The following is a 14,269-nucleotide window of genomic DNA, read 5'->3' as shown; positions in this document are numbered from 1 at the left end:
GCGCCGGCTACAGCCAGCCGGCCTTGCGAAAACGCCGGTACAGCACGAAGTCGATCGCCAGCATCACCGCCAGCACGACCGGATAGCCGAACTTGAAATGCAGCTCGGGAATGCGCTCGAAGTTCATCCCGTAGATGCCGGCGATCATGGTCGGCACCGCGAACAGCGCGGCGAACGAGCCGAGCCGCTTGGTGATTTCGCTCTCGGCGAGCGAGATCATGCCGAGGTTCACCTGCACCGCCGTGACGACGATTTCGCGGCGCCCCTCGATGGTTCTGACGATCCGGTCGAGGTGGTCGTAGACGTCGCGGAAGTACGCCTGCATGCCTGCGCAAACACTCGGAATGCGGCCGCCCGTCAGTTTGCCGACCGCTTCCTGCAGCGGCACGATATGGTGCTGCAGGATCACGAGCCGGCGCTTCATTGTGTACAGGTCCTGCACGATCGCGCGCGAGGCGGCCGAATCGTTCTTCTCGAAGATGCGGTCCTCGAGCATTTCGAGCTCGGTGCTGATCGCCTCCACGACCGGGAAATAACGGTCGACCACATCGTCGATCAGCGCGTACAGCACGAACGCCGAGCCCTCCTTCAACAGATGCGGCTCGTGCTCGCAGCGCGCGCGCACGCTCTTGAAGCCGGTGCGCGTGCCGCGCCGCACCGACAGCACATAGTTGCTGCCGACGAACACGTCGACTTCGCCGATCACGAATTCGCCCTGCTCGTCCATCTCGACCGTGTGCATCACGGTGAACAGTGAATCGCCGTACTCCTCGATTTTCGGGCGCTGATGACCGTGTTGCGCGTCTTCGATCGCGAGCTCGTGCAGATTGAATTCGTCTTTCATGGCCGCGAGTTCCTCGGGCTCCGGGTCTTTCAGTGCGACCCAGACGAAGCACTCGCGCCGCGCGACGTAATCGCTGATGCTGTCGATATCGATGTCGGCGAGTTTCCGGCCGTCCTGATAGGCGGCGCAATTGATCAGCATGTTCGGATTACCTTGCATACGAAAGCAGACCGCGCCACCCTCTCACGTAAGCATTGCGTAAGACGGTCGACGGGTCTGCATGAACGGACAAGCACGCTTCCAGCCGGCTTGAATCAGCCGCCATGTTAAGACGCGCCGCGTGAGCCGCGCGTTTCCAATTGTTAATGCTCGACGACAGGCTACTGCGCGACCCGCTGCAGGCCGATGCGGTGATCGTCGTTGAACGTGACCGAGGCGCGGTTCGTGTAGCGCGGGTCGGCCGTCACGACGAAGTTCAGCTCGATGACCGGATCGAACTGCGTCGATACGCCGATCCGATGCGCGCCGGGCGACAGATAGAACACCACGTGCTCGCCGTTCATCAGGTCGGTCACGCGCTCGCCGTCGATATAGACGAGCGCATTGCGGAACCGCACGATCACGTCGCGCGATCGCTCGCGCCGCACGTCCACCGCGACGAGGCCGGGGCCCGGCGCCGTATAGCCCGGTCTGACGATGCGCTCGGCAGGCACCGGTTTGAACGGTACCGGCTCGGCCGGCGTCGACGCGCAGCCGGCCAGCGTGAGCACGCTGAGCGCGACGCATGCGGCCAACGCGGCGCAGCGTGCGGACCCGGCCATCCGGGCGGCCCGGCAGCGGCAAGACAGGCGCATCGGCATGCTGGTTCTCCCCTGTGCTCTCGATTGTGGCCCAAGTTTCCGACTACGCGGTGTGGGTCGTCGCTCCGTGTCCGCCGGTTCGGCGGACACGGTACGCTCGTACGCATCACCGTTGCGCATCATAGCAACGCGCGGATATTCCGCCAGCCACGGCGCACGGAGCTCGGGCGCCGCGCCTCTTGCATGGCGCGGCGTTCTTCTTCATGATCGGTGCAGGCGGCCGCGCTCGCGGCTGTCGATCCGCGTCGCCGGACGCACGATCAAGGAGACTGCGATGTGGTATTTCACCTGGATTCTCGGCGTGGGTGTGGCGCTCGGCTTCGGCATCATCAACGTGATGTGGCTCGAGGCCAACGGCACGTTCGCGCGCGACCCGCGCCCCGATGACGCCGCCGCGCCGCGTGAGGACAAGTCTGCGTGACTTCTCTGGTTTTCTTTTGCGGTCATGCGGGCACGGGCAAGACGACGCTGGCGAAACAACTGCTCGGCCCGCTGATGAAAGTGAGCGGCACCCCCTTCTGCCTGCTCGACAAGGACACGCTGTACGGCGGCTATAGCGCGGCCGCGATGGCGATGCTGACCGGCAATCCGAACGATCGCGACAGCCCTCTTTTCCTGCAGCATCTGCGCGACCCCGAGTATCGCGGCCTCATCGATACGGCGCGCGACAATCTCGAACTCGGCATCAGCGCGTTGGTCGTCGGCCCGCTGTCTCGCGAGGTGCGCGAGCGGCGGCTGTTCGATCATGCGTGGCTCGGCGTCGCGCCGGACGTGAGGTTGCGTGTCGTGTGGGTGCGGACCTCGGAGGACGTGGCGCGGCAGCGGATCGTCGCGCGCGCGAATCCCAACGATGCGTACAAGCTCGCGCACTGGGACGACTACCGGCGGCGGCGCTTCGAGCCGAGCGGCGCGAGCCGCGAGGGTCTGCTGATGTTCGACAATACCGCGCCCAGTTCGGCGGACCATGAAGCGCTGGTCGCGCAAATCGTAGCTGGATGACGGCCCTCCCTTCTGTCTGGCGAGTGCCGCGCCGGCCCGATGAGGGCCGAAAAACGGAAAATCCCCGTACGTCGGCGACGTACGGGGATTTTCATTCGACGCGAGCCATGCCGGCCTCAAACCGTCGCCATCGCCTCCAGCGACTGACCTTCGTACAACTTGCCGAAGCGGTTCGCCAGAAAATCGCCGAGCGACACCTGCTCCTGCCGCACGAAGCCCTTTTGCGGCAGCTTGCGCTCGCGGAACAGATCGAGCACCGCGCACATCGCGCCGGCGGTCGTGATCTGAATCGCGCTCATCGGCACGCCGCAGACGGTCTTCGCGAAGATCTTGCGCGTGAACACCTCCTGCACCAGCTGAGCGTCGCGCATGCCGCTCACGGTGATGAACACCAGCACGACATCCTGCGCGGTCGACGGCACCGAGCGACGCATGATGGTCTTCAGCGTATCGCGGTCGCTCGACAAACGCAGGTCTTCGAGCAGGAACTGCATCAGGTTGCGATGACCCGGATAGCGCACCGACTTGTAGTCGAGCGATTCGACGCGGCCCGCCAGCGTTTCGCACAGCGTGCCCAGCCCGCCCGACGTGTTGAACGCTTCGTACTCGGTGCCGTCGAGCGAGAAATGCTCGAGGCCTTCGAGCGGCTGCACCCATTGCGTGCGGCCATCGCGGATGGCCTCGCACGGCTGGCAGTACTCGTTGATCAGGCCGTCGACGCTCCACGTCAGGTTGTACTTCAGCGCATTGGTCGGAAACTCGGGCAGCGCGCCCACGCGCATCTTCACGTCGCGGATTTCCGTGAAGCGATTCGCGAGCTCGTGCGCGGCAATGCCGATGAAACCCGGCGCGAGACCGCACTGCGGCATGAATGCGTGATCGGCATCTTCGGCGATCGCGCGGATCGCGTGCGTCGCGCGTACGTCCTCGGTCAGGTCGAAATAATGGACATCCGCGCCCTTCGCGGCCGATGCGACGTTGACCGCGAGGTAGTACGGCAGCGCGTTGATCAGCACGTCGAAGCCCTGGATCGCGGCGCGCAGCACGGCAGCGTCGGCGGAATCGATGCGGCGGGTGGGAATGCCCTGGGCGGCGAGCTTGTCGAGCGCGTGCTGATCGCGGTCGAACGCGACGACTTCGTAGTCGCCCGTCTCGCGCAGCATATGGGCAATGGTGTGACCGATCAGACCTGCGCCAACGATAGCTACTTTCATCTGCTTCTCCTTGTTATCCATGTGCTGTCTGCGAGCTTGGGAAGTGCGCCGCGTGTTGCGCGCGGCGCCTGCGGGCCGAACCCTTGAATGACAGTGTAGGAAGAAGCAAAAACAGTTCATACGCGTAAAATGCTGCGGTATGACCATCAGGTTCGACGTTCTGACGAACCGGTCAAACGATTTGTCGAAACAGCGTAAAAAAGGCGTCAACGATGGACTCTCGCAGCACTCGCGAAGAGGTTACGCCGCCCGCCGACTCACACCGTGCCGCGGTCGATCTTGCGCGCGAGAATGATCGACGTCGTGGTCCGCTCGACGCCCTCTAGCCCGCCGATCTGATCGAGCAGATCGTTGAGCCGCTCGGGCGAATCGGCGCGCAGCCATGCCACGTAGTCGAACTCGCCGCTGACCGCGCACAGCAGCTGCACTTCGGGCATTTTGCCGAGGCGTTTCTGCACGGCGGGCCCGTGCTTCGGCGCGATGATGATGCCGACATACGCGACGATGCTCGAATCGAGCACATCCTGGCCAAGCCTCACGCTGTAGCCGGCGATCACGTTGCTGCGCTCGAGCCGCGCAATGCGCGCGATCACGGTCGTGCGCGCGACGCCGAGCTGCCGCGCAAGATTCGCGACGCTCTCGCGCGCGTTGGCTTGCAGCAGTGCAACGAGGTTGCGGTCGAGGTCGTCGAGCTGGTCGAGGCGCGGAGGTCTCATCGAAGGGGAAGGAAGTTGGTGTGGAATGTCGCGGATTATCGCGCGTCTGCACGCAGCGGCGCCATGTCACGCGCTACGGTCACAGATGCACGGCACACTGTGGGCGGCCTCGGCGCAGTATGTCGGCGCGATTGCCGGCTCAGGCGCGAGCCGTTTCGCGTTCGTTTCGGTTGTAAGCGTTTGTCGCACACGCACCGTATTGTAGGGTTAACGTGTTACTAATAGCGGCGCCGGGCGAATGCGGCAGCCGCTTGCGGTGCGGCGCCATTCGCCGCTGGCGCGGGGCAAGACGCTCGCCGCGCGCCGTGTCTCAATAACGAACAGACATCAGGAGTTTCGATGAAAAAAGCATTGGTTATGCTGGCTACGGCCGTTTCGATGGGCGGCGCGTTCGCCCAAACCGCCGCGCCGGCCGCAGCACCGGACACCACGGCCTCGGCCTCCGCGGCCAAGGCCGGCCACGAACGCAACGTCGAAGACCGCATCGCTTATCTGCACTCGCAACTGAAGATCACGCCCGCGCAGGAAACGCAATGGAAGGCCTTCGCCGACGTCATGCGCAGCAACGGCGAAACGATGGGCCGGCTGTTCGAGCAGCGCAAGGCGGCCACCAACGTGAGCGCGCTCGACGACATGAAACAGTACGCAACGATCGCGCAGGCGCATGCGGACGGCATGAAGAAGCTCGTCGATGCGTTCGATCCGTTGTATAGCAGCCTGTCGCCGGAGCAGAAGAAGCTCGCCGACGCGACGTTCCACCAGGGCGGCCCCGAGGGTCATCATCGCGGCCACCATGGCAAGGGCAAGGGCGGCAAGCCCGCGGCAGAAGCCGCGAGCGAAGCGACTGTCAAGCCGTAATGAAAGAGCGCCCGCGGCGGGGGGTGCCCCGTTGCGGGCGCGGGTCCGTTCGGACGCGGTTGATTTCGGCAATTCCGATGGCGCCCGAACAGCGGCTTTCTCACCACGTCTCAGCCTTTCGCCTTCCCCCGCCCGGCTCATGCATCTGGCATTATTCGGGGTCGCGCTGTCTGGGCCGGCTACCCATCCCAGCGACTCGACGCACGATCGCCGCAAAGCGGCAAGTCTCGCCGCAACGCTCCCCCCTAATCTTCCACCCGCTTCATGACCGAACTCAGGAATCTCGATTTGCGTGACGATCCGCACGCCCAACGCGTCGTCAAGGACGAAACGGTAAGCGTCGAATTCGCCGCCGCCGAAGGCCAGTTGATGAGCCTCGAAGGCCCGAACCGCTATGTGCGCGGCGATGCGCTGATCACCGGCTCGACCGGCGAGCGCTGGGTCGTGTCACGCGAGCGCTTCGATGCGAAGTACCTGCCCGCCGATGCCGCGCTCGCGCACGGCGAAGCCGGCGCCTACCGCAACCGCCCGGCGGTCGTACTCGCCCGCCGGATGGACGAGTCCTTCTCGCTCGCGCGCTGCGCGAGCGGCGGCGACGTGCTGCACGGCGCGGCCGGCGACTGGGTCATGCAGTACGCGCCCGGCGACTACGGCGTCGTGCAGGCCGCGCGTTTCGCGAAGGTCTATCGGCTCGCGGATTGAATCCGCTTCGCCCGCTCTTCATTCGCTCTTCATTCGCGCTTCATTCGCGCTTCACGCGAACTCTTCGCCGAGATCGACCGTGACTTCGCGCGGGACCGCCTGGCCGTTCGCGTACATTTCTTCGAGCGAGCCCAGGCTCGCTTCGACGTACGCGCGCAATACCGCAAAGCTGCGGCCACGCAACCGCGCCGGCATCGCGCGATAACGCGCGAGCGCCGCCGGCGCGATCGCGACCGTCATCGCGATACGGCGCGCGGTCGAGCCGAAGCGCATTGCTACCCAGTGAACCGTCAGTGTGGGCGTGCCATCGTCGGCGGCACGCTCGATGAACTGCGTCTGCTCGGGAAACAGATCGCTGATGACGCGCGCGAGCTCGTCGAACTCCGGATGCGCGCAGTCGTATTGGTAAGCTTCCATGAAGGCTGCCGGGAAAAGAAGGTCCTGAAACGTAGGCGCATTTTAGAGAAACGCTGAAGGGATAGCGAGGCGCCTGCTGTCCAGCGGCTCATCCGCTCACGCCGCCGCCGGCCGCCGGTAAATCCGTATCAGCAGTCCCGCGACGAACACCGCCGCCACCACATAGATCGTATCGGCCGCCGCGAGCGGCAACAGCCGAGCCTGCGTCATTGCCGCAGGCACGTCGATCAGCGCGTGCACCCCGATCGCGAGCGGCAGGATGCCGCGCGAGCCGGCCCGCACGCCGCGCCACATCAGCACCGACAGGCCGATCTGGAACACCAGCGCCGCGATGCGTTCGAGCGCGAAAATGCCGGCCAGTTGCGGCGTCAGGCTCGCGAGAATCAGATGCACGCGCATCACCGCTTCGGCCGGCAGATTGCCGAGGTAATCGCCGAGCCGGCCACGGTTTTCGAGGACCGCGAACACGAGCCACTGGAACTGCACGAACACGCCGACCATCCACGCTTCGGCGCCACCGTGGCCGAGGCCGTAGCTGAGCGCGGCGCCATCGTCGGCGCGCAATGCGGCGGTGCGCGTGTCGGCGGTCGTGCTGGCGGCGGGGCTCGCGCCCGCGCTTGCAGCGACGCCGGCGGGCGCGTCGACGTTCGCCTTCTTGCGCACCGCCGGTCGCGCCGCCGCGCGCTTCATGAGCAGCCGCATGCCGAAGAACCGCCCCACTTCCTCGCAAACGCCCGCGGCCAGCGCACCATAGACGACGAACGCGAGCGGCTGCGAAAGGAACGCCGCGGTCGTTTCGTTGCCGCGCAACAGATAGTCGTGCAGCGCACGCTCGATGACCATCGCGAACAGCGCGAACACCGCGACGCCGGCGATCGCGTCGCGCGGCCGAAGCGCGAGCGGACGGCGCAATTGTCGGTAAATCAGAAACGGTAAAGCGGCGATGACGAGCGTGGCGAGCGCGAGGCTCGCGAGGGTAAGCGGTGGCACGACCATGAGTATCCTTGCGGGGTTCCTTGCAATCCCCGGCGCGCAACCGCTGCGCGCCGCAGCCCGCATCATCGCAGATTGGCCGGAAATCAGCGTGCGGTCGACGCACGCACGATCAGCTCGCCGGGCAGCAGGCAGTCGCGCGCGCCCGTCTGCGCGCCTTCGATGCGCTCGTGCAGGAATTCGACCGCGCGATAACCGATGTCGTAGGTCGGCTGGCGGATCGTCGTGATGCCGGCGAGCTCGGCCCAATCCGGATCGTCGATGGAAAGCAGCGCGACGCGGCTCTGCCAGTGCGCGCCGTAACGCGCGTTCAGATGCAGCGCGAGACGCAACGCGACCGGTGCGTTGGCCGCGAACAGCGCGACGCGTGGGGAGGCGCCGGCGGGCGCGGCACCGGCCCCGCCTGGCGAGTCGATCGCACGATCCAGCTCCGCGAGACCGCGCTCGAGCGCAGTTGCATCGGCGAGATCGAGCACCAGCGTACGACCGCGCGCGCGGCCATCGTCGCGCATCGCCCGATCGAATGCTTCGACGCGCAACTGCCGCGAGCTGACCTGCTCGAACGGCTGCACGACGAACCAGATGTGCTCGAAGCCCCGTTCGAGCAGATGCCGCGTACCGAGCGCGGCGGCCGCGCCATTGTCGAGACCGACCATGTCGGCGACCAGCCCCTCCACGCGCCGATCGACCAGCACCGCCGGAATCCCGCCGTCGCCGACCGGCCGCAACGTCTCCTCGCGCACGCCTAGCGCGTTGACGATCACACCTTCCACGCGGTACGTGGTCAGCAGTTGCAGGTAACGCCGCTCCATCTCGACTTCGTTCGCCGCGTGGCAAATCAGCGGCATCAAGCCGAGCGCGTGGCACGCGGCCTCGACGCCTTGCAGCACTTCGACGGAGTACGGATTGGTCAGGTCGGCGACCAGCATGCCGATCAGCCGGTTGCGGCCGCGCTTCAGGCCGCGCGCCATCTGGTTCGGCTGATAGTCGAGCCGCGCGATCGCGGCTTCGATGCGCGCACGCAGCTCGGGCGACAGCGCGCTGAACTCGCCGTTCAGATAGCGCGAGATGCTGGTCTTGCCGGTTCCGGCTTCACGCGCGACATCGGTGATCGTCGCGCGGCGCGTCGGCGCGCTCGGGGGACCAGGCGGCATGCTGGCCGGGGGTGGGGTCGTGCTCATTCGCTCATCGCTCGTGTCGGTCCGAGGGCGGGAGCTTGCGCCCCGCCCTGCGATTCACTTCGCCAGGACGTCACGGTTGACGATGTTGGTCGTCAACGTGCCGTCGAGCGCGGCGACCAGGTTCTCCGCCGCGTTGAGCGCCATCGCATGACGGGTCTCGTGCGTCGCCGAGCCGATATGCGGCAATGCGACCACGTTCGGCATGGCGAGCAACGGCGAGTCGGCAGGCAACGGTTCGGTGTCGAACACGTCGAGGCCCGCGCCGTGAATCGTGCCGTTGCGCAGCGCCTCGATCAGCGCCGGTTCGTCGACGGTCGCGCCGCGTGAAGCGTTGATCAGGATCGCGCTCTTCTTCATCGCGCGCAGTTCGGCGGCGCCGATCAGATGCCGCGTCTCTCGCGTGAGCGGCACCTGCAGACAGACGAAATCGGACTGTGCGAGCAATTCAGCCAGCTCGACGCGCCGCGCGCCATACGCCTGCTCCGCCTGGTGGTTCGCGCTGCGGTTCGTATACAGCACCGTCATGTTGAAGCCGAGCGCCGCGCGTCGCGCGACCGCGCCGCCGATCCGCCCCAAGCCGACGATGCCGATCGTCTTGCCCTGCACGTCGAGCCCAAACTGCGCGGGCCCGATGCTCGTGCGCCACTGCCCCGCCTTGACCCAGTCGGCCAGCTCGACGACGCGCCGCGCGGACGCGAGGATCAGCGAGAACACGGTATCGGCGGTCGATTCGGTCAGCACGTCCGGAGTGTGCGCGAGCACGATGCCGCGGCGCGTGAGGTCGTCGACGTCGAACTGGTCGTAGCCGACCGAGATCGTCGACAGCGCCTTCAGCCGGCTCGCGCCTTCGAGCATCGCCGGCGTGATCTGCACGCTCGCGCCGATGCCGCCGTCGGCATCGCGCAGCGCGGCGACGAGCGCATCATGCTGTGACGGATCGACCTGCACGACCTGCGCATGCTGTTGCAGATAAGCGAGCACATCCTCGGGCAGCGACTTCCAGGCGACGATCTTGTTCATCAGCTAATTTTCCTTGCGACGGTGGGACGAGCGGGGCCACGGTGTTCGGCCGCGGCCGGCTTGACGGCGAGCGTCAGGATCACCGCGGCGACGAGCGCCACGCTCATGAATGCATACGATGCCGCGGGCGAACCGGTCGCGCCGTTCAGATAACCGACCACGTACGAGCCGACGAACGAACCGAGCGCGCCCATGCTGTTGATCAGCGCCATCGCGCCGCCCGCGACGTTCTTCGGCAGCAGCTCCGGAACGATCGCGAAGAACGGTCCATACGGCGCGTACATCGCCGCGCCCGCGATCACGAGCAGCGCATACGAGACCCAGAAATGCGCGGAGCCGAGCCCGTACGACGCCGCGAACGCAATCGCGCCGATCAGCAGGAACGGCCACACGAACACCTTGCGGCGGTTGAGTTTATCCGATGCCCACGAAGCTGCAAGCATCGCGATCGTCGCGGCCAGATACGGCAGCGCCGACAGCCAGCCGGTTTCCACCATGCCGAACGACGAGCCGTTCTTCAGGATCGACGGCAGCCACAGCACGAAGCCGTAAACACCGATGCTCCAGCAGAAATACTGCGCGCACAGCTTGATGACCGCGGGCGTGCGAAACGCCTCGCTGTAGTTGCGCACCGGCTTGATCGCGGCCTGCTCGGCGCGCAGCGTCCGCGCGAGCGCGTCCTTTTCCTCTTGCGTGAGCCACGACACCTGCTCGGGCTTGTCCTTGACGAGGAACCACCAGCAGATCGCCCAGATGATCGCGGGCGCGCCCTCGGCGATGAACATGTGCCGCCAGCCGAACGAATGCACGAGATAGCCCGACACGACCGACATCCACAGCACCGTGACCGGGTTGCCGAGGATCAGGAACGTGTTCGCGCGCGAGCGCTCGCTCTTCGTGAACCAGTTGCTGATGAAGATCAGCATCGCCGGCATTACCGCGGCTTCGACGACGCCGAGCAGGAAGCGGATCGCCATCAGCGACGGAATGTTGCTGACCATGCCGGTCAACGCCGCGCAGCCGCCCCACAGAACGAGGCTCCAGAACACCAGTTTCTTCACGCTGCGGCGCTCGGCATAGATCGCGCCCGGAATCTGGAAGAAGAAATAGCCGAGGAAGAACAGCGCGCCGATCAGCGACGCGAGCCCCTTGCTGATGCCGAGATCCTGGTTGATGCCGGCCGCCGACGCGAAGCCGAAATTCGCGCGATCCAGATACGCGAGGCTGTAGGTGATGAACACGATCGGCATGATCGTCCACCAGCGGCGAATCGCAAGTGATGAGGTCATGGAAGTCTCCTTGGACGGCGTCGTCCCGAATCAATGATGAAAAAATCTGGGCGCGCTGTGGGCGCTCTTGTTGTCGTCGATGCTGGTTGCGGATGCAGCGCTATCGATGCGGTCCGATCCGCGTCAGGCCGCGCTTGCGATGTCCGGTACCTCGGCCAGCTCCAGCGCGTCGAGTTCGGCGCGGCTCGGCAAACCTTCCGAATCGCCGATCACCTGGATCGCGAGCGCGCCGATCCGGTTGCCACGCGCGACCGCCTGCGCGAGCGTGCGGCCTTCGAGCAGCGCGCTGATCACGCCGACGGCGAAACCATCGCCCGCGCCGACCGTATCGACGACGTTCGCGACCGGCCGGCCGGCGATCGTCGCGGCATCGGTCGCGGTGCGGTAATACGCGCCCTGCGCGCCGAGCTTGACGATCACGCCGCGCGCGCCGCGCTCGAGATAGAACTTCGCGATGTCCTCCGGCTGCGTGTGGCCGGTCAGAATCTCACCCTCGCCGATGCCGGGCAGCACCCAATCGGCGAGCGCCGCGAGCGCGTTCAAGCCTTCGACCATCGCCGCGCGCGAGGGCCATAGCGTCGGACGCAGGTTCGGGTCGAACGAGATCGTCCTGCCCGCAGCGCGCATTTCGCGGGCCAGGTGGAATGCGAGTTCGCGCGAGCTTGCCGAGATCGCCGGGGCGACGCCGGTCAGATGCAGATGACGCGCGGGGAGCACGTAATCGGCGAGGTAGTCGTCGAGCGACAGATGGCTCGCCGCCGAGCCCTTGCGGAAGTATTCGACCGCCGGGTCGCTGCCGTCGTCGCTCTTCGACTTCAGCTGGAAGCCGGTCGGATGGCGCGCGTCGGTGCTCACGCATTGCTGGTCGATGCCCTCTTTCGTCAGCGTGTCGCGCACGTACCGGCCGAACGAATCGTCGCCGACGCGGCTCATCCAGCCCACCCTGAAGCCAAGTCGGGACAAGCCGATCGCGACGTTCAGATCCGCGCCGGCGATGCGCTTCGTGAAGTGCCCGACGCCCGCGAGCGGGCCGGCTTCGGCGGCGACGAACATCGCCATCGCTTCGCCGTAGGTGATCACGTCGAGCGCGGGGTAAGGGTGCGTCATGCTGGGCTCCTGGTGGTGCTGCTGATGCGGTGAGTCGTGTTGCGTGGAATGCGTTCTTTGCTGCCTGGCTTGCTGCCTCGTCTGCTGTACGGCTTCGACCGAGGCGCTTCGTGATGCCGCGCCCCGCGTCTACGCGCGCGCAAGCCAGCTCACATAACGCGCGGCATCCGCGTCGATCCGGCTCCGATCGAACGGAAACTCGATGCCGCGCGGCACATCGCGCGGCAGCCGGTCGAGGAGCGCGCGCAATGGCGCGTCATCCTCGGCCGGCGCGCTCGCAAAGCGCCGCGCGCCCTCGCCCGTGGTGGTCTTGCAATGGATGTACTCGACGTACGGCGCGAGCTGCGGCGCGAGGGGTAGCGGCGCGACGTCGAGCCACGCCCAGTTGCCGGTATCGAACGTCATGCCGAGCACGCCCGCGTGGCCTTCACGCGCGAGCGCATCGAACAGCCCGACGAACTGCGCGGGCGAGCCGCCCTGCGCCAGTTGCCCGTTTTCGACGACGAGCCGTGGCTGCGCACCGCCCGTGATGCCCGAGCCGCTCGCGACGTGCGCGACGATGGCCGCGCCGTGAGCCTCGCCCGCGAAGCCGCCGAGTTGCAGCTTGACGAAGCGCGCGCCGAGCGCGGCCGCCTGATCGAGCGCGATACGCAGGGCGTCGGTATCGAGCTGGCCGTCCGCCGCGTACAACGATGCGGGCGTCGAGAACACCGACCACAGCCCGAGATCGGCCAACGCCGCGCCGAGCGCGCGCAGCCGTTGCGAGTCCGCGTCCGCGTCGCTCGCGAACAGCTCCCGGCGCACTTCGAAACCCGCCGCGCCGGCGCGCTTTGCCGCCTGCGCCCATTTCAGATGGCCGTCGGCGCGCACGGCGTTCACGCCGAACGCGCTGGCGACGACCACGATCTCCACTGCATCAGCCATATCCAACTCACGCAATTCTGAAGCGAAACCGCTTTTGGAACCGGTTCCAACTAAACTTCGAAAAAAAGCGCCGAGGCGCCGCGACGAGCGAATGGTGCTCGGGACAGCCATCGCGCACCATAGAGGAAATCCCCAGGCGCGGCCGGCATACGGCGAGTGTAAAGCGAAGCGCGCCGGGCACGGCAGCGCCACGCGCGGGTTCGGATTCTCGACCGCATACGCTGCCAGCGCGGAAGTCAGCCGCCCTCGTCCGCGACGCACATCGCCAGAAACTGCTCGACGACCCGCGACGGTGCGCTCGCATGCGGCACCAGAATCGACAGCCGCCGCGTCAGCGGCTGCGGGCTCAGCGACATGAGCCGCAGCGCACCGTTCTCATGCCGCATCGACATCGCCGACACGAAACCGACACCCATCCCCGCCCGCACCGCCTCCTTCACCCCTTCAACCCCCGCGATTTCGAGCGCCACGCGCATCGGCACGCCCGCGCGCACGAACTCGCGCTCGACCGTCTGCCGCACGCCCGAGCCTTCCTCGCGCAGCACCAGCGGATACGCGCCGAACGCGGCCAGCTCGATGCGCCCGCCATTGTCCGCCTGCGCGAGCGGATGCGAGCGCGGCATGATCGCGACGATCTCGTCCTCGCGCCACGCATGGACGACCGTGTCCGGCGGCAGATCGGCGCCGGCGGGACCCTCGATCATCGCGATGTCGACCGAGCCGAGCGCACCGACGATCTCGGCCGTGTTGCCGTTGGCGGTATGCACGCTCACGTGCGGATAGCGGCGATGGAATTCGGCGATCAGGTAGGGCAGCAGGTAGCTCGCCGGCGTCGTGCTCGCGCCGATCCGCAAGGTGCCCTGTTCGAGACCGCGCAGCGCGTCGCGATAGGCATGCGCCTGCCGCCAGGTGTCGCGCAGCCGCGCCGCATAGGCGGCGAGCTGTTCGCCGGCTGGCGTCAGCCGCACCCCGCGGCCATCGCGCTGATACAGCGGCTCGCCGAACTCGTCCTGCAATTGCCTCAGCTGGCCGGACACCGCCGGCTGCGACAGATGCAGCGCCACCGCCGCCCGGCTGATGTTGCGATGCTCAGCGACGGCGGCGAACGTTATAAGTTGATCCGGGGTCATCTCGATTAAATATCCGTTGAGCCGATACTTCACATTCTAAATCACGATTTTTCATATCGATATATCTAATTTAGG

At 66.4% G+C, this 14,269-nt stretch carries 16 protein-coding genes; 4 read left to right on the top strand and 12 right to left on the bottom strand.

Going from position 1 to position 14,269, the window contains the following annotated elements:
* Positions 1-7 precede the first annotated feature (7 nt).
* Together corA and HDG37_RS16140 are read right to left on the bottom strand one after the other, a co-directional pair.
* Positions 8-985: a magnesium/cobalt transporter CorA gene (corA, locus tag HDG37_RS16145; protein ID WP_184049320.1), complete on the bottom strand. Its 978-nt coding sequence runs from the start codon at positions 983-985 to the stop codon at positions 8-10.
* Between the two features lie 179 nt (positions 986-1,164).
* Positions 1,165-1,605 (bottom strand): hypothetical protein, encoded by a 441-nt coding sequence (locus HDG37_RS16140; protein ID WP_260334881.1) that lies wholly within the window; start codon positions 1,603-1,605, stop codon positions 1,165-1,167.
* A gap of 313 nt (positions 1,606-1,918) precedes the next feature.
* Between HDG37_RS16140 and cydX the strand changes: the two genes are divergently transcribed.
* Both cydX and HDG37_RS16130 read left to right on the top strand, forming a co-directional pair.
* Complete coding sequence (cydX, locus tag HDG37_RS16135) at positions 1,919-2,065, top strand: cytochrome bd-I oxidase subunit CydX (RefSeq protein WP_184049316.1); 147 nt, start codon at positions 1,919-1,921, stop codon at positions 2,063-2,065.
* Entirely contained in the window at positions 2,062-2,643 is a 582-nt protein-coding gene (locus HDG37_RS16130) for an ATP-binding protein (RefSeq protein WP_184049314.1), read from the top strand. Before cydX ends, HDG37_RS16130 begins: the two co-directional genes overlap by 4 nt.
* A 116-nt stretch (positions 2,644-2,759) precedes the next feature.
* On the opposite strand, the gene HDG37_RS16125 is transcribed toward HDG37_RS16130, so the two are convergent.
* Positions 2,760-3,857 (bottom strand): saccharopine dehydrogenase family protein, encoded by a 1,098-nt coding sequence (locus tag HDG37_RS16125; RefSeq protein WP_184049312.1) that lies wholly within the window; start codon positions 3,855-3,857, stop codon positions 2,760-2,762.
* Between the two features lie 257 nt (positions 3,858-4,114).
* Positions 4,115-4,573, bottom strand: coding sequence for an Lrp/AsnC family transcriptional regulator (locus tag HDG37_RS16120; RefSeq protein ID WP_008922942.1), 459 nt, complete (start codon positions 4,571-4,573; stop codon positions 4,115-4,117).
* Positions 4,574-4,912: 339 nt separating this feature from the next.
* Here HDG37_RS16120 and HDG37_RS16115 point away from each other — a divergent pair, with 339 nt between their 5' ends.
* Positions 4,913-5,431 carry a Spy/CpxP family protein refolding chaperone gene (locus tag HDG37_RS16115; protein WP_184049309.1) on the top strand — a complete coding sequence of 173 codons (519 nt, stop codon included), beginning with the start codon at positions 4,913-4,915 and terminating at the stop codon, positions 5,429-5,431.
* 264 nt (positions 5,432-5,695) lie between these two features.
* Positions 5,696-6,133, top strand: a complete 438-nt coding sequence (locus HDG37_RS16110; RefSeq protein ID WP_090805302.1) for a PGDYG domain-containing protein — start codon at positions 5,696-5,698, stop codon at positions 6,131-6,133.
* Between the two features lie 51 nt (positions 6,134-6,184).
* Here HDG37_RS16110 and HDG37_RS16105 read toward each other — a convergent pair whose 3' ends face one another.
* The 8 genes from HDG37_RS16105 to HDG37_RS16070 all read right to left on the bottom strand — a co-directional run bounded on the left by HDG37_RS16105 (position 6,185) and on the right by HDG37_RS16070 (position 14,194).
* Positions 6,185-6,550, bottom strand: a complete 366-nt coding sequence (locus tag HDG37_RS16105; RefSeq protein WP_018417736.1) for a DUF3022 domain-containing protein — start codon at positions 6,548-6,550, stop codon at positions 6,185-6,187.
* 96 nt (positions 6,551-6,646) lie between these two features.
* Positions 6,647-7,546, bottom strand: a complete 900-nt coding sequence (locus HDG37_RS16100; RefSeq protein WP_184049307.1) for a YhfC family intramembrane metalloprotease — start codon at positions 7,544-7,546, stop codon at positions 6,647-6,649.
* A gap of 83 nt (positions 7,547-7,629) precedes the next feature.
* On the bottom strand, positions 7,630-8,724 hold the full coding sequence (locus HDG37_RS16095) for a LacI family DNA-binding transcriptional regulator (RefSeq protein WP_184049305.1): 1,095 nt from the start codon (positions 8,722-8,724) through the stop codon (positions 7,630-7,632).
* Positions 8,725-8,778: 54 nt separating this feature from the next.
* On the bottom strand, positions 8,779-9,744 hold the full coding sequence (locus tag HDG37_RS16090) for a D-glycerate dehydrogenase (protein WP_184049303.1): 966 nt from the start codon (positions 9,742-9,744) through the stop codon (positions 8,779-8,781).
* Entirely contained in the window at positions 9,744-11,033 is a 1,290-nt protein-coding gene (locus HDG37_RS16085) for an MFS transporter (protein WP_184049302.1), read from the bottom strand. The genes HDG37_RS16090 and HDG37_RS16085 overlap by 1 nt, the downstream gene beginning before the upstream one ends.
* 123 nt (positions 11,034-11,156) lie before the next feature.
* On the bottom strand, positions 11,157-12,140 hold the full coding sequence (locus tag HDG37_RS16080; protein ID WP_260334880.1) for a sugar kinase: 984 nt from the start codon (positions 12,138-12,140) through the stop codon (positions 11,157-11,159).
* Between the two features lie 129 nt (positions 12,141-12,269).
* The gene (locus tag HDG37_RS16075) at positions 12,270-13,064 is read right to left on the bottom strand and encodes a sugar phosphate isomerase/epimerase (protein WP_184049300.1); all 795 of its coding nucleotides are present in this window, start codon (positions 13,062-13,064) and stop codon (positions 12,270-12,272) included.
* 236 nt (positions 13,065-13,300) lie between these two features.
* Positions 13,301-14,194 carry a LysR family transcriptional regulator gene (locus tag HDG37_RS16070; protein ID WP_184049298.1) on the bottom strand — a complete coding sequence of 298 codons (894 nt, stop codon included), beginning with the start codon at positions 14,192-14,194 and terminating at the stop codon, positions 13,301-13,303.
* Positions 14,195-14,269 lie beyond the last annotated feature (75 nt).

This window comes from Paraburkholderia sp. MM5384-R2 (assembly GCF_014201025.1).
Taxonomy (GTDB): domain Bacteria; phylum Pseudomonadota; class Gammaproteobacteria; order Burkholderiales; family Burkholderiaceae; genus Paraburkholderia; species Paraburkholderia tuberum.
This window is presented reverse-complemented; position numbering and strand designations above follow the sequence as displayed.